This window comes from Paracoccus salsus (assembly GCF_021556615.1).
Taxonomy (GTDB): domain Bacteria; phylum Pseudomonadota; class Alphaproteobacteria; order Rhodobacterales; family Rhodobacteraceae; genus Paracoccus; species Paracoccus salsus.
Map to the genome: position 1 here is coordinate 545,554 of NZ_JAKGGD010000002.1, position 19,476 is coordinate 565,029.

General features: G+C 65.5%; 13 protein-coding genes and 1 pseudogene. 4 read left to right on the forward strand and 10 right to left on the reverse strand.

From position 1 onward, the window contains the following. Positions 1-161: 161 nt before the first annotated feature. On the reverse strand, positions 162-842 hold the full coding sequence (locus tag L1965_RS05955) for a GntR family transcriptional regulator (RefSeq protein ID WP_235755480.1): 681 nt from the start codon (positions 840-842) through the stop codon (positions 162-164). Between the two features lie 127 nt (positions 843-969). Here L1965_RS05955 and L1965_RS05960 point away from each other — a divergent pair, with 127 nt between their 5' ends. The 3 genes and pseudogenes from L1965_RS05960 to L1965_RS16165 all read left to right on the forward strand — a co-directional run. Continuing rightward, a complete protein-coding gene (locus L1965_RS05960) occupies positions 970-1,668 on the forward strand; it encodes an aspartate/glutamate racemase family protein (protein WP_235755481.1) in 699 nt (232 codons plus the stop codon). Positions 1,669-1,702: 34 nt separating this feature from the next. Beyond that, positions 1,703-3,061, forward strand: a complete 1,359-nt coding sequence (locus L1965_RS05965) for an NCS1 family transporter (RefSeq protein ID WP_235755482.1) — start codon at positions 1,703-1,705, stop codon at positions 3,059-3,061. A 271-nt stretch (positions 3,062-3,332) separates the two neighbouring features. Further along, positions 3,333-3,677 (forward strand): annotated as a pseudogene (locus tag L1965_RS16165) (NADPH-dependent FMN reductase); the annotation flags it as partial. Positions 3,678-3,773: 96 nt separating this feature from the next. On the opposite strand, the gene L1965_RS05975 reads toward L1965_RS16165, so the two are convergent. Next, a complete protein-coding gene (locus tag L1965_RS05975) occupies positions 3,774-5,351 on the reverse strand; it encodes an oleate hydratase (protein ID WP_235755484.1) in 1,578 nt (525 codons plus the stop codon). A gap of 290 nt (positions 5,352-5,641) precedes the next feature. Between L1965_RS05975 and L1965_RS05980 the strand changes: the two genes are divergently transcribed. Continuing rightward, positions 5,642-7,129, forward strand: coding sequence for an SLC13 family permease (locus tag L1965_RS05980; RefSeq protein ID WP_235755485.1), 1,488 nt, complete (start codon positions 5,642-5,644; stop codon positions 7,127-7,129). 139 nt (positions 7,130-7,268) lie between these two features. Here the strand turns inward: L1965_RS05980 and L1965_RS05985 are convergent, their stop codons facing one another. The 8 genes from L1965_RS05985 to glgC form a co-directional block, all read right to left on the reverse strand. Next, on the reverse strand, positions 7,269-9,056 hold the full coding sequence (locus tag L1965_RS05985; protein ID WP_235755486.1) for an acetate/propionate family kinase: 1,788 nt from the start codon (positions 9,054-9,056) through the stop codon (positions 7,269-7,271). 335 nt (positions 9,057-9,391) lie between these two features. Next, positions 9,392-9,583 carry a YgaP family membrane protein gene (locus L1965_RS05990; RefSeq protein WP_235755487.1) on the reverse strand — a complete coding sequence of 64 codons (192 nt, stop codon included), beginning with the start codon at positions 9,581-9,583 and terminating at the stop codon, positions 9,392-9,394. A gap of 70 nt (positions 9,584-9,653) precedes the next feature. Continuing rightward, complete coding sequence (locus L1965_RS05995; RefSeq protein ID WP_235755488.1) at positions 9,654-10,244, reverse strand: Crp/Fnr family transcriptional regulator; 591 nt, start codon at positions 10,242-10,244, stop codon at positions 9,654-9,656. A 155-nt stretch (positions 10,245-10,399) separates the two neighbouring features. Continuing rightward, the gene (locus tag L1965_RS06000) at positions 10,400-12,790 is read right to left on the reverse strand and encodes a glycogen/starch/alpha-glucan phosphorylase (protein WP_235755489.1); all 2,391 of its coding nucleotides are present in this window, start codon (positions 12,788-12,790) and stop codon (positions 10,400-10,402) included. Positions 12,791-12,815: 25 nt separating this feature from the next. After that, on the reverse strand, positions 12,816-14,699 hold the full coding sequence (locus L1965_RS06005) for an amylosucrase (protein WP_235755490.1): 1,884 nt from the start codon (positions 14,697-14,699) through the stop codon (positions 12,816-12,818). Continuing rightward, a complete protein-coding gene (glgX, locus tag L1965_RS06010; protein ID WP_235755491.1) occupies positions 14,696-16,786 on the reverse strand; it encodes a glycogen debranching protein GlgX in 2,091 nt (696 codons plus the stop codon). The genes L1965_RS06005 and glgX overlap by 4 nt, the downstream gene beginning before the upstream one ends. Continuing rightward, complete coding sequence (gene glgA, locus L1965_RS06015) at positions 16,783-18,210, reverse strand: glycogen synthase GlgA (protein ID WP_235755492.1); 1,428 nt, start codon at positions 18,208-18,210, stop codon at positions 16,783-16,785. Before glgA ends, glgX begins: the two co-directional genes overlap by 4 nt. Further along, the gene (gene glgC / locus L1965_RS06020; protein WP_235755493.1) at positions 18,207-19,466 is read right to left on the reverse strand and encodes a glucose-1-phosphate adenylyltransferase; all 1,260 of its coding nucleotides are present in this window, start codon (positions 19,464-19,466) and stop codon (positions 18,207-18,209) included. Before glgC ends, glgA begins: the two co-directional genes overlap by 4 nt. Between the last annotated feature and the right edge of the window lie 10 nt (positions 19,467-19,476).

Sequence of the window (19,476 nt, forward strand, 5' to 3'; positions counted from 1 at the left end):
GCCCCTCACCAGAGCCGGGCGATTTTCCCGACGATGCGAGGCATTCTCGCGGCCGCAGAATCCTCGTCCCGGGCTGGTTTGCAGATCTGCGCGCGCATCGATCATCCGGCGTGGAATCGCAGCGCGGCCGGACGGCACGCCGCGCTTCTGGCGAGGCGGATTCAGTCCCTGATGCCGCGCAGCATGGCGGATAACGCACCGGTCTGCGGCTTGTCGTCGTCAAAGCTGATCCCGGCCTCGATGTGGCGCAGATGCTCGTCCAGCAGGCGCTGCGCTTCCGCCTCGTCGCGCGACTCGATCGCGTCCACGATGCGCGCGTGTTCATCCTCGGCGCACAGCGTCGCGTGGCCTTTTGCATAAAGCCCGATGATCAGCGAACTGCGCATCGTCAGCTCTTCCAGATATCGCGCCAGCACGGGATTTCGCCCGATACGGCCCAGCATGACGTGAAAACCGCGCGACAGACGCACGGCAACAGGACGGTTGTCACTGCCCTTCGCCGCCTGCTCCTGGCGCAGATGCTCGCGCAGGGCGGCGATGTCACCCTGTGTCGCCAGACGCACGACGTTGCGACAGATCACGGTCTCGATCGCACGGCGGGCCTGAAAGATGTCACGCGCGTCATCGGGTGTCGGGGTCGCTACATATGCGCCGCGATTCGGCAGGTGATCGACCACCTGATAGGCCGTCAGCGCGGCCAGTGACCGGCGAACCTGTGCGCGATTGCAGGCGAACAGGTCCGACAAGGCCTGCTCACCCAGCTTCGTCCCGGCGCGCAGCCGCTGGTCGGCAATCGCGTCCAGGATGCTGTCGACGATGATTGTCTCAAGGGGCTTGTCCATCGAACCCAGATTGCATGCCGGCAGGGACCGCGCAACAGAGTTTCGCCCCTTCCGAACGCAGCAGAAATATCTTTTTGGATTGTGAACAATCTGTGTTATCAATTCTTGGAATCAAGGAGGACCGTGCATGAAGCTGGTTGTGATCAATCCCAACTCGACCCAGTCGATGACCGACAAGATCATCGAGTCCGCCCGCGCTGTCGCCGGCCGGCACGTCCAGATCGAGGGCCGCACCGCCCATGGCGCGCCGGCCAGCATCGAGGGGCATTTCGACGAGGTCATGTCGGCCACGCATCTTCTGCGTGAAGTGCAACTGGCCGAGGCGGATCATGCCGACGCGATCGTCGTCGCCTGTTTCGACGACCCGGCCATCGGGGCCTGCCGCGAGATCGCGACCGGGCCTGTGCTGGGCATCTGCGAGGCCGGCGTAAAGGCCGCCAGCATGATCGCGACCTCGTTCTCGGTGGTCACGACGCTGCCCCGCTCGGTCCCGATCATCGAAGAACTGGTCCGCAAATACGGCCTTGAACACCAGTGCAGAAAGGTCCGTTCGGCCGCAATCGAGGTGCTGGCGCTGGAAGAGCCCGGCTCGAATGCCCGGCAGCTCATTCGCGACGAGATCATGCGCGCCATCGACGAGGACAAGTGCGAGGCCGTCGTCCTGGGCTGCGCGGGCATGTCCGATCTGACCGACTGGCTGACCCATGAGACCGGCATTCCGGTCATCGACGGCGTCGGCGTTGCCACGAAATTCGCCGAGGCGCTGGTGGGCGCCGGGCTGAAGACCAGCAAGATCGGGGCCTACGCGGCACCCAACAAGAAGTGAAACTGTCCTCATCCGCCATACAGGGAATCCACAGATGACACAGACTGATTTGGGCGCAGGCGCGCCGCCGCTGATCGCGGAACACCAGAAGGGACTGGGCGAGGAATCGCTGGCCCCGCAGCAGATCCGGATCATGGACCCCTGGTCCTATCTTTTCGCCTGGCTGGGCGGCTGCGTGTCGATCGGCACCTTCACGGTCGGATCGGGCCTCGTCGGCACGCTGAACCTTCTGCAGACCTTCGTCGCCATCGCCATCGGTTGCACGGTGATCGGGGTGGCGCTGATGATCAACGGCCGCGCCGGGCACAAATATGGCATCCCCTTCATGGTGCAGGCGCGATCGGCTTTCGGCTTTTCCGGCACAAGGCTTCCGGCGCTGGTGCGTTCGGTGCCCGCGGTCGTGTGGTTCGGCTTTCAAAGCTGGATCGGTGCCGGAGCCCTGAACCTCGTCTCGGACACGATGTTCGGCTATTCCAACATCTGGGCGTTCTTCATCGGCTTCCAGTTCCTGCAGATCGGCCTTTCGGTGCTGGGCTTTCACGGCATCAAGTGGCTGGAAAACATCGGCTCGGTCTTCATCATCGGATCGCTGATCTACATGTTCTTCAGCGTCATCAACAAATACGGCGCCGAAATCAGCGAGAACCTGGTCAATGTCGATGGCACCTGGGGCGCGCCCTTCTGGGGGGCGACGATGCTGTTCCTCGGCATCTATTCGACCATGATGCTGAACGTCTCCGACTACAGCCGCGAATTGCGCCACGAGGTCGGCCGCGTGCGCCAGGTCGTGATCTATGCCAACTCGATCCTTCCTGCGACGCTGTTCATGGGGCTGATCGGGCTGATGGTGTCGGGGGCGACCGGCGAGGTCGATCCGATCAAGGTCTTCTCCAGCGCCGTGGACAACAAGCTGCTTCTGGTCGTCACGCTGCTGTTCATCGCCTTCGCGCAGGTCACCACGAACATCCTGAACAACGTCGTCCCGCCGGCCTATGCGCTGATGGATGTGTTCAAGCTGAACTTCCGGACCTCGGCCGTGCTGGTCGGCCTGCTGGCCTTCTGCACCTTTCCCTGGATGCTGGTTCGTGACGAATCGGCCGCCGGCCTCAGCCTGTTCATCCAGACCTACAGCGCCTTCCTGGGTCCGATCTTCGCGATCCTGGTCGTCGACTACTACGTGATCCGCAAGCAGACGCTGAACCTGCAACATCTCTATGACGAGACCGGCCCCTACCAGGGCTTCAATCCGGCCGCCGTCATCGCGACCGTCGCAGGCGTCGTGACTGCGCTGATCTTCTCGAGCATCAGCTGGTATGCCAGCCTGATCCCTGCCGGCGTGACCTACTGGCTGCTGATGAAACACCTGCCCGCCTCCCGCCGCTTCCTCGCCTGAGGACGGTCATCACGGGCAGATGGGGGCGGGCCTTCGGCGGAAGGCTCGCCCTTTTCGCTGGACGAGCGGGCTTGCCGTGTGCCTGCGTCGGGCGCGTCGTTGGCCAGCATGCACCGCCGGTCGTCGGCCATGACCCCCCGAATGGCCGTTTCTGGTCCTTCCGTGACCGATCCATGTCGCCCCCCCCCGCCCCTGAAGCGAACCGACCCGGGCGGTGGCAAGCACAGCAGGCCGCGTCACGTGTCGTGCCGTCGAGGGCGATCGGTGTTGCATGACGATTCTTGTTTTCCTTGGGTCATCGCGCGACAGCACGCCGCCACGCCCCGCGCGTCCCGGCTTGCGCGTGTCGGCCATGCGCCACCGCCTGTCGCGCGTCCGCGATCGCGACGTGCAGCGTGTCGATCCGCTGGATCTCGACATGGCCCGCGTTTTCAAGCCGCATCTTGCCGATGCCGAAGGCCGGCCCCCGCAACCGCTGGACGAACTGGCCCAAGCCATTCCCGCTGCGGACGGCTACGTGATGGTCAGCCCGGAATACGATCACTCCGTGTCGCCCGCCCTGGCGCAGCTTCTCAGTCACTTCGGCGCGTCGCGGTTCGCGTGGAGGCCAAGTCCCATCGTCACCTGTTTTGCCGGTCAGTGGGGCGGGGCGCGCGCGGCCCGGCGATCGAGACCGGATCGGGACGATCCGCGAAAGGGCGCCCGACCGGGATCATGCTCCCATAAGCACCCTTGCAGCCCTGACAAGAACCTTCGGATCAAGGTCTGTTCGCGCAACCGGAGGGGGCGCTTTCACCTTTCCGGTCATCGCCGCGGCAGCCATTCGTGCGGAACGGATCGAATACTCGACCGTAAAGACGCAATCACGCGGCAGTTCGCAGTACTGCCCCATCACCGCAAAGTTTCTTGAGCCTGCGGGGCGAATGTCGGGCCGATCTCCGGGGCTGCGGGGCATGAACTGGCTGGTGATGAACGGCATCCGGCACGGAATGACGCGCGCCGTGTCAAACCATTGCATTTGCTGAACGCTCAGCCTCAGATGTCCGCAAAGCTCGGAGATGATTTCGTTTCCGGTTGCCTGCCACATCGGTTTTTGCACGAAGTTTCCGGTGCGGTCCCCGCGCAAGCCATAGCCCCAGAACGTATAGGTGCCATGTTTCTGGCCGCGGAAATGGGGCTGATGAAACAGGACCACCGACAGCGTCCATCCCGAGTCGGCAAACGTGACGAGGCCGCCCGTGCCTGTCCGGTTGTTGGTGAAATCCTCCATGAACTCGAAGAAATCGGGGCTGTCGAGGGTGACCGTGAAGGAATGCCACGCGGTTTTCCCGGTATCGCTGCAAAAGGCGCCGGGGCGGCCAAGCCCCTCGTGCCGTGCAGCCAGTTTTTGCCACAGGGCCCACGCGCCGCCCTCATGATCCTGAAGGCTGGGGGCCTGCTGGTTCGAGCCGATGACGGACCCGTCGGTCATCGAACCCAGCGTCAGATACACGCGATCCTCAGTACCGACCGCCACGTTGCGGCCATCCGCGAGGATGAGATTTGTCACGAAACGATCCTGCCTTGTCCCTTCGATCGTGACATCCGCGATCTGTGCCAGGGTTTCGATCTTTAGTCCTCGATCCCGCAACCATGTCACGACAGGCGCAATCAGCGAGTCGTACTGGTTGTAGCGGGTCCGCAGTATCCCGGCGATCCGCGTGAACCCGGGAAACAGATGGATGAACCGGCGCAGATAGCGGCGCATTTCGATCAGCGCGTGCCAGGGCTGGAACGAGAACATGGTGGACCACATCAGCCAGAAATTGCTTTCGAAAAAGCTGGGTCGGAACCAGTCCTCGATTGTCCGGTCACCAAGACTGCTTTCCGGGTGCAGGATCAGGCGATTTATATCGAGAATGTCATGCGCACCAAGGGTCAGGTCATATCTGTCGTCGGCCGGCTTGCCGTCCTTGACGAGACGGCAGTTCGACGAGCCAGGAACCATGCGATTGAAGGCAAGTATGTCATCCGTGACGGAGATCGTGGGGTCATCGGCGGATGGAATGGACGACAACAGGTCAAAGGTGCAGGCAAAGTGTTCCTCGAACATGCGCCCGCCACGGATCAGATAGCCGGTGCCTGCGTCACCCGATCCGTCCAGAGAGCCGCCGACAGCACCCGACTGTTCGTAGATGTGGATTCGTTCGCCGGGTATGCCGGCATCGCGCATCAGGAAAACAGCTGTCGCCAGACCCGCGATCCCTCCGCCGATGATGTGATGATCCTGCTGGGATACGGCCGTCTGCATGATGGGTGCTCCTTGCCGTCGTGTCAGAAGGAGCCTGGCACATTGAAGATGTCGTGGCGTTGACGCGGATCAAGGCGAACCGGCCACGGCGATACCGGACCAGTCCAGGCCCCGCATCGGGAAGATCACGCGTGTCGCCGGGCATGACTGCCGGTGACGGAGACCAGACAGGGTGACTTTCCTCTCCGTCGTGGATCGGGGCCAGCCATGGCTTGCTCACCCGCAGCGCAGACTCTAGAGGCAGGGGCGACACGCTCTTGCAGCCGAACCCCGTCAAGGACGACGTGCCAATGCCCGCTGACAGACTCTCGCATCGCCAGCCAGACACGGATCGACCGGTCGCGCTGCTGCGGCTTTTCGGGCTGGCAGGGGGACCGGTTGGCGCGGCTCTGCTGCTGTGGCTCTCGCCTCCGGCGGACATGCCGCCGGAAGCGTGGCGGATGCTGGCCATCGCCTTGTGGATGGTCGTCTGGTGGTTGTCCGAGGCGCTGCCGATCCCGGCCACGGGGCTGTTGCCGTTGGTGCTGATGCCGGTCATGGGCGTGCAGGACATGTCCGAGACCGCGGCACGCTATGCCAACCCGCTGATCTTCCTGTTCCTGGGCGGGTTTCTTCTGGCCGCCGCGATGCAGAGGGTGGGGCTGCACCGCCGGATCGCCCTGCGGATCGTGTCCGTTGTGGGTGCGGCGCCAGACCGGATCGTCCTGGGCTTCATGCTGGCCACGGCATTCCTGTCCATGTGGATCTCGAACACGGCGACCACGATCATGATGTTCGCGGTTGCCTTGTCGGTGATCGACTTTGTCGGCCAGCGAACCCGTGACGACCGGATGGTGCGCAATTTCGGTGTCGCTCTGATGCTGGCTGTCGCCTATGCGGCGTCGATCGGCGGGTTGGGCACCCTGATCGGGTCGCCGCCCAACGCCATGCTGGTCAGTTTCGTGCAACAGACCTACGGGATCGAGGTCAGCTTTGCCCGCTGGATGATGATCGGACTGCCAGTCGTCGTCGTGATGCTGCCGCTGACATGGTTGCTGCTGACCCGCGTGCTGTTTCCTGCGCGCAGGATGGATGTGGGCGATGCCGGCAGGCTTGTGCGCGCAGAGTTGAAGGCGATGGGTCCGATGAACCGCGGCGAAGGTCTGGTGGCGGCCGTGTTCGGGGCCGCCGCCCTGGGCTGGATGCTTCGCGACCCCCTGGTGCGGCTGACGGGCCTGCCGCTGGATGATGCGATGATCGCCATCACCGCAGCCCTGATCCTGTTCGGCGTGCCGGTGTCGCGCAATCCAGGGCGCTATGCGCTGGATTGGGCCGCCACGCGTGACCTGCCCTGGGGGATTCTTCTGCTCTTCGGAGGCGGGCTGGCGCTGGCCAGCGGCTTTACCTCCTCGGGTCTGGCGCAGGTCATCGGCGAAAGCGTGGCCGGCATCGACATCGGCACCGTCTTTCTGGTCCTGGCCGTGCTGGTCGCCATTGTCTATCTGACCGAGATCACCTCGAACACGGCCTCTACGGCGACGTTTCTCCCGATTCTGGGCGCTGTCGCCGTGGGATTGGAACTGAATGTGCTGATCCTGACCGTGCCGGTTGCCCTCGGTGCTTCCATGGCCTTCATGATGCCCGTGGCGACGCCGCCCAATGCCATCGTCTTCGCCTATGAGCGGATGCAGCTTTCCGACATGGTGCGTGCGGGGCTGTTGATGAACATCATGGCCATTGCCGTGGCCTTCGGCGTTTTCGTTCTGCTGGGGCCGCTGGTGTTCGGCATCGACTTCTAGCCACCCGCCCGAATTGCGCGCACCGGGGCATGCCGGATGACCCGCCCCCGGCCGTCCGTTTTCGTGACCAGCCTCCCCGCGGTCGGTCGGAGCCCGGGTCACGACAGCCGTCCCAAGGATCGGCGCGCACGAGGCCCCGCTATCTTGGGACGGCCCGGATCTGCGGAGCCAGTTCACCCTCGGCGACTCCGACGATACCGGCTGCGTTCGCTTCGTCGGTGTCGATATGCATCTCGGTGGCCGCTCCGGGCGCGACACGCACCAGCGTGCGCCCAAAGACCAGCCCGCGCCCACCGGCGCCGTGCACCTCGATATCGACCAGTTCGCCATCCTCCAGGCCCATCGCCGCGGCGTCGGCGGGATTGGTGTGGATATGGCGCGCCGCAACGATCAGCCCGGCGGATTCGACCTCTCCATGGGGTCCGATCAGACGCACCCTGGGCGTATTCTCAAGCTGGCCGCTGTCGCGCACGGGTGCGTCGATACCAAGCGCGAAACTGTCGGTGCGCGAGACCTCGATCTGGGTGCGGTCGCGCAGCGGACCAAGGATCGCCACATGCGGCAAGCGGCCCTTCGGCCCCTCAAGGGTGATGCGCTCGCGGGCGACCCAGTTCCCGGGCTGGCGCAGCGGTGCCTCCTCGGTCAGGCGATACCCGGGGCCGAAAAGCGCCTCGACGGTCGCGGTGGACAGGTGAACATGACGCCCCGAGACCGCGATCGGTATCGAGATCGGACGCGGGGGCGCGGCGGCGCGGCCAATCAACTGCCGCAACTCGCGCGCAATCATCAGCTGTTCGGCCGTCTCGGTGACGATCACCGCGACGCGGCTGCCCTGTGCCTGAAGCTGCGGAGCGGCACGATCCGACAGGTCGGGCGCCCGGTTCCGGTCCTCGTCCAGCATCAGACCCAGGAATTCCAGCCCGTCACAGATCCGGCGCCGCATCGAGGCCGAATTCTCGCCGATGCCGCCGGTGAAGACGACGGCATCCACGCCCCCCATCGCCGCCGCATAGGCACCGATATACTTGCGCGCCCTGTAGGCGTAGAGATTGATGGCAAGCTGCGCCTCGGCATCGCCCTCGGCCGCCCGCTTCTCGACATCGCGCATGTCCGAACTGCCGGTCAGCGCCTTCAGCCCGCTTTCGGAATAAAGCGCCTGTTCGATCTGCGGAATATCCAGCCCAAGCTGGCGCTGCAGAAAGCCGAAGGCGCCGGGGTCGATATCACCCGACCGCGTGCCCATCACCAGCCCTTCCAGCGGCGTCATCCCCATCGAGGTGTCGACGCTGGCACCGTACTGGACCGCGCAGGCGCTGGCGCCATTGCCCAGATGCACGCTGATCATGCGCAGCGCGGCAAGGGGCTGGCCAAGCGCCTCGGCGGCCCGATGCGCGACATATTTGTGCGATGTACCGTGAAAGCCGAAGCGGCGCAGCCCCGCGTCCCGCCACTCCGCCGGCACGGCGTAAGTCGTCGCCCGCGCGGGATTGGTCAGGTGAAAGCTGGTGTCGAACACCGCCACCTGCGGCAGATCGGGCCACACTCGCCGCGCCAGACGCATCGCATCCAGCATCGCGGGGTTGTGCAACGGGGCAAGCGGCGTCTGCGCCTCGATCCGGGCAATCATGGCCTCGTCGATCAGCGCCGGTCCGGTGAATTCGGTGCCGCCATGGACAAATCGATGGCCGACAGCGTCGATCTGCGTCAGGTCGTGCGCTGCCAGGACGTCCGGTACCGCCTCGATGGAAGCGGCAAGGTCGGAATGCGGGGCATGGCCCCGTTCCGGCTCGCAGTCGGGGCCGACAAACGCATAGTCGCAGCCGTCCTCGCGAAACCGGTCGAAACTGCCCTTGAAGAGATGGTCGTCGCCATCGAAGAAACCGAATTTCAGGCTTGAGCTGCCTGCGTTGAAGACAAGTATCCTCATGCGTTGACCTCGTTCGGGTTGCGTTTCGGACAGGCTCCGGCGCGCTTTTCGATCTGCGCAATCGCAAGCCGCAGCTAACAGATTCCTGCGCCAGAGGCCAGAAATCCCGACTGACACGGCGTGATGGCCGGTTCGGGAAGCGATCTCACCGTTCGAAGCCGGATGCGCGCCGGCGCCGCGCCTGCCCGATCGGGCAGGTGCCCGCCGCGACGCGTGATGCCGTCGCGACGCAACGCGCAGCCCCACGCCCAGCCAATGCCGGGTGTGAGGCTTCACGGGGCCTTGCACAGCGCACACACGGCCTGCGCGCGGTGGTGTTGCGCAAGCCCGGCCGGTCAGCGTCTGGCCGGGCAGGTCCTGATTCCAAGCAGCGTATAGGCCGGGCACCAGCCGATCAGGCCGGTCGCAAGCGGCACCAGGCCGATCAGCCCCCACATCGATTGCGGTCCGACAAACACCAGCGACAACAGCACAAGGCCGACGATGATGCGCAGGGCGCGGTCGATATTTCCTTCGTTTCTGGTCATGGCCAGGAGCTCCTTCAAATGGATGATGCCCAAGCATAGGGATCGTCGCCCCGCGAGGACGGTGACAAAGTCACCGCGGATCTGCGACAATTCGTTCCAGGGCCGGCCTGTCGAGCAGCGCGACACCGTCCGCCATCTGCCGGACCAGGCCGCGCCGCGAGAATTCAGACAGTCTGCGCGAGACATAGGCCCGCCCCGAGGCCGTTTCCGAGGCCAGTGCCGCATGTGTCGCCGTCACCTTGCCGCTTGCGTCGGCAAGCCGCAACAACACCTTGGCCAGCCGGGCGTCGAAGCTGGTGAGGACCACCTCTTCGATGAGCAACTGGTATTCGAAGAACCGTGACGCGACCGAATGCATGATCCGGCTGCGAAACGCATCGTCCTGGGCAAGCCGCCTCTGGAAATCCTCGGCCGGGACAAGGTCGCCTTCCAGGTCGGTTTCCGCCACACCCTCGGCGCTGTAGCTGTTCCCCTCGACCAGACAGGAAAATGTCTGAAGGCACACATCGCCGGGCCGGACGCGGTAAAGCACGACCTCGCGCCCGCTTGCGCCGGTCAGCGTCACCTTGATCGTTCCCGCCGACAGGGTCACGAAGCCCGGGCAGTCCTGCCCCGGCTGGAAGATCACCTTGCCTTTCGGCGCCTCGAACTTGCGCATCATGACGGCTGGGCCACCTCTGCAAGACATGTTGTCATTCGCCGGGCGTCATCCGGGATCGCCTTCCCCCAACCGCCCGAAGCCGGACCTTGGCACAGGCCGCGCCGCGCATCCAGATGATCGTGCCCGTCGGCGGGCCGCACCAGGAACGCGTCTCTCTAGCTGCCGATCGGCGCGATATGCCAGATGTCGCGCATGTAGCCCCGGATCGTGCGATCCGAGGAAAAGAAGCCCGAGCGGGCAATGTTCAGCGCGGCCATCCGATCCCAGCCGGCGCTGTCGCGATACGCCGCATCGACCGTGCGCTGGGTGCCGAAATAATCATCGAAATCCGACGTGACAAGGAACGGGTCATCGTTCCATGTGCGGTCCAGAAGCGAGAAATACGGATCGGCGCGGCCGCCCGAGAACCGGCCCTCGGCGACCATCTGCAAGGCGGCCCGAAGATCGGCACTGGCCTCGATGGCGGCGCGGGCATGGCCGGGGATGGCACGGAGCTTGTCGGCCTCGTCCGCGGTCAGGCCGAACAGGAAGAAGTTCCCGGCCCCGACATGGTCGCGGATCTCGACATTGGCACCGTCCAGCGTGCCGATGGTCAGCGCGCCGTTCATGGTGAATTTCATGTTGCCGGTGCCCGATGCCTCCTTGCCGGCAGTCGAGATCTGTTCGGACAGGTCGGCTGCCGGGACAAGATCCTCGGCCATCGAGACATTGTAGTTGGGCGGATAGGCGATCTGCAGCAGGTCACGCGTCACCGGGTCGGTGTTGATCGTGGCAGCGACGTCGTTGATCAGGTGGATCACGGTCTTGGCCAGCCAGTAGCCGGGCGCGGCCTTGCCACCGAAGATCTTGACGCGCGGCGTCCAGTCGCCGTTCGGGTCATCGTGGATGCGCCGCCACAGCGCGATCGCCTCGAGGATGTTCAGCAACTGGCGCTTGTATTCATGGATGCGCTTGACCTGCACGTCGAAGATCGCGTCCGGGTCGGCCTTGACGCCCAGCCCGGCCAGCAGCCCGTCGGACAGCCAGACCTTGTTGGCGCGCTTGGCGGCGTGCAGCCGGTCGAGAAAGCCCGCATCATCGGCAAAGGGTTCCAGCCGCTGCAACTGGTCCAGATCGCCCGTCCAGCCGTCGCCGATCGTCTCGTCAAGCAGCGCCGACAGCGCCGGGTTCGACATCCGCAGCCAGCGGCGCGGCGTGACGCCGTTGGTTTCGTTCACGATCCGGTCGGGATGCAGCTTGTGCAGATCCGCGAAGACGGTCGATTTGACCAGTTCGGTATGCAGCGCCGAGACGCCGTTCACACGGCCCGCCATGATGAAGGCCAGCTCTCCCATCTGAACCTGGTCGTGCCTGACGATGCCGACATGCTGGGGCCGGCCGCTGGTCTTGCGGTGGTCGTCGTCGATCATCTGGATGATCTGCATGTGACGGGGCAGCACCCGGCCCATCAGCCATGTGGACCAGCGTTCCAGCGCCTCGGGCAGCAGCGTGTGGTTGGTGTAGTTCAGGGTTCCGCGCGCCAGTTCCAGCGCCCGGGCGAAATCCATCCCGTGATCGTCCATCAACAGGCGGATCAGTTCCGGCCCGGCGATGGCGGGATGGGTGTCGTTCAGCTGGATCGCGACCTTTTCGGGCAACAGGGACAGGTCGTCATGTTCGGCCAGAAAGCGGCGCAGGATGTCCTGAAGCGCGGCGGCGGTCAGGAAATATTCCTGCTTGAGCCGCAACTCCTTGCCCGATTCGGTGCCGTCGTCGGGATAGAGCACGCGCGACAGCGTGCGGGCCAGCGCCTCGGGCTCGGCGGCCGCCGCATGGTCGCCGGCATTGAAGCGGTGCAGGTCGAACAGCGTCGTCGGATGCGCCCCCCACAGCCGCAGCGTGTTGGCCCATTCGCCCTTCCAGCCGATCACCGGCGTGTCATAGGCGCGCGCGACCACGCTTTCGCCCGGATGCCAGACGGCGCGGCCGTCCACGGTCTCGACATGGCCCTTGAAGCCGATGGTGAAGCTGTAGTCGAGACGGACGAATTCCCAGGGATGGGGCTGGTTCAGCCAGTCCTCGGGGGTTTCGACCTGCTGGCCGGCCTCGAATCGCTGGCGGAACAGGCCATGTTCGTAGCGGATGCCATAGCCGAGGGCGGGGCATTTCAGCGATGACAGCGATTCCATGAAACAGGCCGCCAGCCGGCCCAGCCCGCCATTGCCCAGTGCCGCGTCGGGTTCGTCGTCGAGGATTTCCTGCTTGTCGAGGCCCAGCGTCTCGAGCGCCTCATCCATCAGGTCGTCGAGGCCCAGGTTGATGATCGCGTCGCCCAGCATCCGGCCGATCAGGAATTCCATCGACAGGTAGTAGACCCGCTTGGCGCCCTGGTCGCGGGCGGCGCGGATGCCGGCCATCCACGGCGTCACGATCAGGTCGCGGATCGTGTAGCTGACCGCCAGGCGCCAGTCGAAGGTCGTGGCGAATTCCGTGCCGCGGCCCTGGGTGTGGGTCAAGTGATAAAGGATCTGGTCGCGAAGATCCTGTGCGGAAGGAAACTGGGTCAAATCGGGCCTCTTGCGGCGTTGAAGATCAGGACATCCAGACACGGCCATAGGGGGGCAGCAGCAGCATGTCGTCATGCAGCGCCACCATCATGTCCGACAAGAGGTCGCGCATCTCCGTGAGGCCGTGATAGCGCAGCCACGACCCGGAAATCTGTTGCCAGCTTTCGGTGAAATTGAAAAGACAGAGAATACTGCCCGACGGCGCGCGGCGGGCACATGCGAAGATCGCGGCATTGCCGCTGTCGAGAATTTCGGTCGGATGCCCGCCATGCAGGCGGTCCACGGCCCGCCGCCGGTGCAGGATCGCGCGGGTTCCGGCCAGAATCCGGCCCTCGGGCGTGGTGGGGTCGGCACCGGCGCGGGCGGCGCGGTCCCAGTCCATCGCCGGCCGGTGGATCCAGCGGCTGTCAGCGGCGTGGTGCGGATCGTCCAGATAGCTGTCGTCGTTCAGCAGCCCGATCTCGTCGCCCATGTAGATCAGCGGGATGCCGCCGAAGCTGGCGATCAGGGCGTGGCCCATCAGGATGCGGTCGATGGCCAGGCCGGCGGCCTGCGGATCGCCCGACTGCAAGCCCGCCTCGAGCCCTGCCAGCGACGCGAAGCTGCCCGAGATGCGCTTGTCGCCGGTCTCGGGGTTGAACTGGAGCAGCGCGCCGCGCGCGAAGCTGGTCGGATAGCTGCCATCGTAGAAATCCGACAGGAAGGCGCGGTGGGCGCGACCGGAAAACCCCAGGTCGCGGGCGTCCTCGTCGGTGACAGCCCAACCGATGTCGTCGTGGCAGCGGATATAGGTCGCGTAGGTCGCGTTGGTCAGCGCGGGGGGAAAATGCGTCCGCAGAACATGCGTCATCAGCCTGGTGTCGCGGGTGGCCAGCGCGCCCCAGTACTGGACCATCAGGCTGTTGTGATAGGCCAGATTGCCCTCGCGCCCGTCATGCTCGCCGCGCCCGAAATAGGTCAGCATCTCGGCCGGGCCGACGATCGCCTCTTCCAGATGGATCACCGCGCTGGCGGCAATGCGGGTGCAGGCGCGCAGGGCGCGCAGCAGCACATGCACCTCGGGCTGGCCCTGGCAGGTGGTGCCGATGCGTTTCCACATGAAGGCGACCGCGTCCAGGCGCAGCACATCCACGCCCTTGTTGGCAAGGTTCAGCATGATCCGCACGATCTCGAGAAAGACCCGCGGGTTGGACCAGTTCAGGTCCCATTGATGTTCGTTGAAGGTGGTCCAGACCCATTTGCCGAATTCCGGGTAGTGGGTGAAGCTGCCGGGCGCGGTGTCGGGAAAGATATCAACCAGAGTCTGGCCGTAGGCGCGGGGCCGCGTCTCGTCGTCGAACATCAGGTACATGTCCTGAAACTCGGCCTCGCCCGCCGCCGCGCGCCGCGCCCAGTCATGTTCCCTGGCGGTGTGGTTCAGCACCAGATCGACGCACAGCGACATGCCGCGCGCCCGCAGATTGCCGGCCAGCCGCGTCAGGTCGGCCATGCTGCCGTATTCGGGGTTGATGCGGCGGTAATCCATCACCGAATAGCCGCCGTCGCTGTCGCCGGGACGCGGCATCAGGCAGGGCATCAGGTGGACATAGCTGACGCCCAGGTCGGTCAGGTAGTCCAGCCGCTCATGCACGCCCGGAAGATCGCCGGCGAAGCGGTCGATATAGAAGACATAGCCGACCATGCCGGCGCGCTGGAACCAGTCGGGTTCCAGATCGCGGGCCAGATCCAGGCGCTTGAGGTCGGCGGGCCGGGCTTTCCACGACGCACGCAGGGTCTGCTCCAGCTGGGCGCAGAACTCGGCGTAGTCGGCGCGCTCGCCATAGAGGCGTTGCAGCATCGGCCACAGGTCGGGCGCGCTGCGCGCCAGCCGCATGTCGAAGATGGCGGACGGGGCGGGCGAGGGCCTCACAACATGGAGCCCGGATCGCTCAGCACGAACGCGGTGACGGCGTTCGCCGCGATGGTCTCGACCTCGTCGGCGGGGGCATCCACGTCGCCGTCGCGGGCGCTGTCAAGCTGACGGCGCCAATGCACGCCGGCGGGCGTCCGGGGCAGTTGCACCTGCGCCTCGGTCCCGGCGTTGAAGACCACGAAGACCGCGCCGGGCAGCGCGGCATAGGCGGGCGTTCCCGAGGCCATCCGCATCTCGGCCGCCAGCAGCCGCAATTCGGGGTCGTTCCAGTCCTGGTCGGTCATCGGCGCGCCATCGGCGCGACGCCAGAACAGGTCGGGCAACCCGTCCTGTTCCCGCGGCTGGCTGTGCAGGAAGCGCTTCTGGCGCAGGATCGGATGGGCCTTGCGGAACGCGATCACCCGCCGGCAGAAATCCAGAAAGCCCTGATCGGCGCCATCCCAGTCGATCCAGCCGATCTGGTTGTCCTGGCAATAGGCGTTGTTGTTGCCCTGCTGCGAATTGCCCAGCTCGTCCCCGGCAAGGATCATCGGCGTGCCCTGCGACAGCAGCAGCGTGGCCATCAGGTTGCGTCGGCGGCGGGCGCGGCAGGCCAGCACAGGCCGGTCGTCGGATGGCCCTTCGGCACCGCAATTGTCCGAGACGTTGTGGTTGTGGCCGTCGCGGTTGCCCTCGCCATTCGCCTCGTTGTGCTTGCTGGTGTAGCTGACCGTGTCCATCAGCGTGAAGCCGTCATGGGCGGCGATGAAATTGACGCTGGAGGTCGCGGGCCGGCCGTCATGGTCGAAGCGCGCGGCCGAGCCGGCGACCCGCTTGGCCAGCTTGCCGATCAGCCCGGCATCGCCGCGCCAGAAGCCGCGGATCTGGTCGCGATAGCGGTCGTTCCATTCCGCGAAGGGCGCCGGGTAGCTGCCCAGCTGATAGCCGCCTTCGCCGATATCCCAAGGCTCCGCGATCAGCTTGACGCGGTTCAGCACCGGGTCCTGGCGGATGGCGCGGAACAGCGGTGCGTCGCGGTCGAAGACCCCGCGCGTGCGCCCCAGCACCGAGGCCAGGTCGAAGCGGAACCCGTCCACATGCATCACCTCGACCCAGTAGCGCAGGCTGTCCATCACCAGCCGCAGGGTGAAGGGGCTGTCGAGATTCAGCACATTGCCGGTTCCCGCGTCGTTCACATAGTAGCGCGGGTCCGCGGCCAGGCGGTAATAGGCGGCGTTGTCGAGACCCCGGAAGCAGAGGGTCGGGCCCATCTCGTTGCCCTCGGCGGTGTGGTTGTAGACCACGTCCAGGATCACCTCGATCCCGGCCTGATGAAAGCGCGCCACCATCTGCTGGAATTCCGCGATCTCGCCGTCGCGCATGTAGCGCGGCTCGGGCGCGAAGAAGCCATAGGACATGTAGCCCCAGTAGTTCCGCAACCCCTTGTCGGTCAGGAACCGGTCGTCGGTGAAGGCGTGGACCGGCAGCAATTCGATGGCAGTCACGCCCAGTCTGTTCAGGTGTTCGAGGATCGGGTCCGAGGCCAGCGCCAGATAGGTCCCGGCATGGGGGATGTCGGCGCGGCCGGCGGTCATGCCCTTGACATGCGCCTCGTAGATGATCGTGTCGGTCAGCGGGTAGCGCAGCGGCCGATCGGTCCGCCACGCAAAGCTGGGATCGACCACCACCGATTTCGGCATGTGGTGGGCGCTGTCGCGGCGGTCGAAGGACAGGTCCGCATCGGCGTGGTCCGCGCGGTATCCAAACAGCGCGTCGTGGCTGGCCGGGGTGCCGGTCAGGCGCTTGGCATAGGGGTCGATGAGCAGCTTGTGGGCGTTGAAGCGGTGGCCTTCATGCGGCTTGTAGGGCCCGTGGACGCGGTAGCCGTATTTCTGCCCGGGCCCGAGCTGAGGGATATAGCCATGCCAGACATGGCCGTCGCGTTCGGGCAGGTCGAACCGGGTCTCGCGGTCGCGCTTGTCGAACAGGCACAGCGTGACACGCTCGGCATGTTGCGAGAAGAGGGCGAAGTTCACACCGGCGCCGTCGAAGGTGGCGCCCAGAGGCGTCGGGTGCCCGGCGGCAATCACGTGGCTGTCGTTCATTCGGTCGTGGTCAGCTCGGCGTAGAGGGCGGCGTAGGCCTTGGCCGACTGATCCCAGCCGACCGGTTGCACCATCGCGTTTGCCTGAAGCCGGGACCATGTTTCGCCATCCTTGTAAAGGGCGCAAAGCCGCGTCAGCGAAAGACGCAGCGTATCGGCCGTCACCGGCCAGAACTGGATGCCGGTGGCGACGCCCCGCGCCAGCGCGGCGGGCGAGGCGTTGATCACGGTATCGGCAAGCCCGCCGGTCAGCGCGACCAGCGGGACGGTGCCATAGCGCAGGCCGTAAAGCTGGGTCAGGCCGCAAGGCTCGAACCGCGACGGCACCAGGATCGCGTCGCCGCCCGCGATCAGCCGGTGCGAGAAGGCCTCGTCATAGCCGATGCGCACCGCGACACGAGGATCCTGCGCGGCGTTCCGGAAAGCGGTCTGCAACTCGGGCGAGCCCGAGCCGAGGACGGCAAGCTGGCCGCCGCCATCCAGCAGCGCGGGCAGCGCCTGCAGCACCAGGTCCAGCCCCTTCTGATGGGTCATCCGCGAAACGATCACGCAAAGTGGGCCGTCGCTGTCGGGCAGCCCCATTTCCGCCCGCAGCGCGGCCTTGTTCGCGGCCTTGCCTGAAGCGGTTGTGAACGGCACGATCGCGGGGTCGGTGGCCGGGTTCCAGACGACCTCGTCGATGCCGTTGAGGATGCCGGTCAGCGCATCGCGTCGGTGGCGGATCACGCCGTCGAGCCCCATCCCGAATTCCGGCGTCATCAGTTCCGAGGCATAGGTGGGCGAGACGGTGGTCAGCCGGTCGGCGCCCATCAGCCCGGCCTTCAGCGCCGAGATGCCGCCCCAGAATTCGAACCCCTCGCTGTGAAACCGCGCGGGGTCCAGGCGCAGCGCGTGCAAGCGCACCGGATCGGCGGGACCGGTGAAGGCGATGTTGTGAATGGTCAGCACGCTGCGGACATCCCGCGCGTCCATCCGGCGCAGATATTCGGTCACGAATCCCGCCTGCCAGTCATGACCGTGGACGATCTGCGGACGCCAGCCCGCCGCCCCCCGGGCGGCGATCTGCGCGCCGACCCATGACAGTGCCGCAAAGCGTTCCGGGTTGTCCGGCCAGTCGTTGCCATCCGGCCCCAGATAGGGGTTGCCCTCGCGCGCGAACAGATGCGGCGCGTCGATGGCCAGCAGGTCCAGCCCCGCAGCCCGTCCCGACAGCAGCCGCGCGGGGCCGCCGAACAGGTCCTCGAAATCCGCGGCCGGCGTCGCGTCCTTCAATGCCGACAGCACCGCCGGATAGCCCGGCAGCAGGGTCCGCATCTGCACCCCCTGCCCGGCAAGCGCCGCCGGCAATGCGCCGACAACGTCGGCCAGACCGCCGGTCTTGACCAGCGGCGCGCATTCCGAAGCAATCGACAGCACCCGCATCACAGACTTGCCGCCCGCCTGTCCAGCATCCCCTGGGTGATCAGCGTCACGCCGCCCTCGCTGACGCGGAACCACTTGCCGTCCTCGGCCGGGTCTTCACCGACTACCAGCCCTTCGGGAACGGTGACGCCGCGATCGATCACCGCGCGGGTCAGCCGCGCGCGGCGATGCACGGTCACATAGGGCAGCGCGACGACGTGATCCAGAGAGGCGTAGGAATTGGTGTGCACCTGCGTGAACAGCAGAGAGTTGCGGATCTCGGTCCCCGAGACGACGCAGCCCCCCGACACCATCGACGAGATCGCGACCCCGCGGCGGTCGGCCTCGTCATGGATGAACTTGGCCGGCGGCACGCTTTCGGAATAGGTCCAGATCGGCCAGTCCTGATCCCACAGATTCAGCTCTGGCGTGAAATCGGTCAGGTCGATATTGGCCTGCCAGAAGGCATCGACGGTCCCGACATCCTTCCAGTAGGCCGGCTCGCCCGGCTGGCGCACGCAGGAAACATCAAAGCGATGGGCCATGGCCTTGCCGTTCCTGACGATGTCGGGGATCAGGTCATTGCCGAAATCATGGCTGGAATTGCTGTCCTCGGCATCGCGCCTGAGCAGGTCGCGCAGGAATTTCCAGCTGAAGACATAGATGCCCATCGATGCCAGCGCCTTGTCCGGATCATCGGGCATGCCCGGCGGATCGGCGGGCTTTTCAAGGAACGAGGTGATGCGCCCGGTCCCGTCGACCGCCATGACGCCGAAGGCGCTGGCCTCCATCCTCGGGACGCTCAGGCAGCCGATGGTCACGTCCGCGCCGCTTTCGACATGCTCGCGCAGCATGATCTCGTAGTCCATCTTGTAGATATGGTCGCCGGCCAGGATGACGATGTAATCCACGTCATAGCTGTCCACGATGTCGATGTTCTGGGTCACGGCATCCGCGGTGCCGCGATACCAGTGGTCTTCGGACACGCGCTGGCTGGCGGGCAGGATGTCCAGGAATTCGTTGCGTTCCGCGCGAAAGAAGTTCCAGCCGCGCTGGCAGTGGCGGATCAGGCTGTGGGCCTTGTACTGGGTCGCGACCGCGATCTTGCGGATGCCGGAATTCATCGCGTTCGACAGCGCGAAGTCGATGATCCGCGTCTTGCCGCCGAAATAGACGGCCGGCTTGACCCGCCGGTCAGTCAGTTCCTTCAGACGGCTGCCGCGCCCGCCGGCCAGCACGAAGGCCATCGCGCGGCGGGTCAGTCTTTTCGTTTCGACCATCTCAACATTC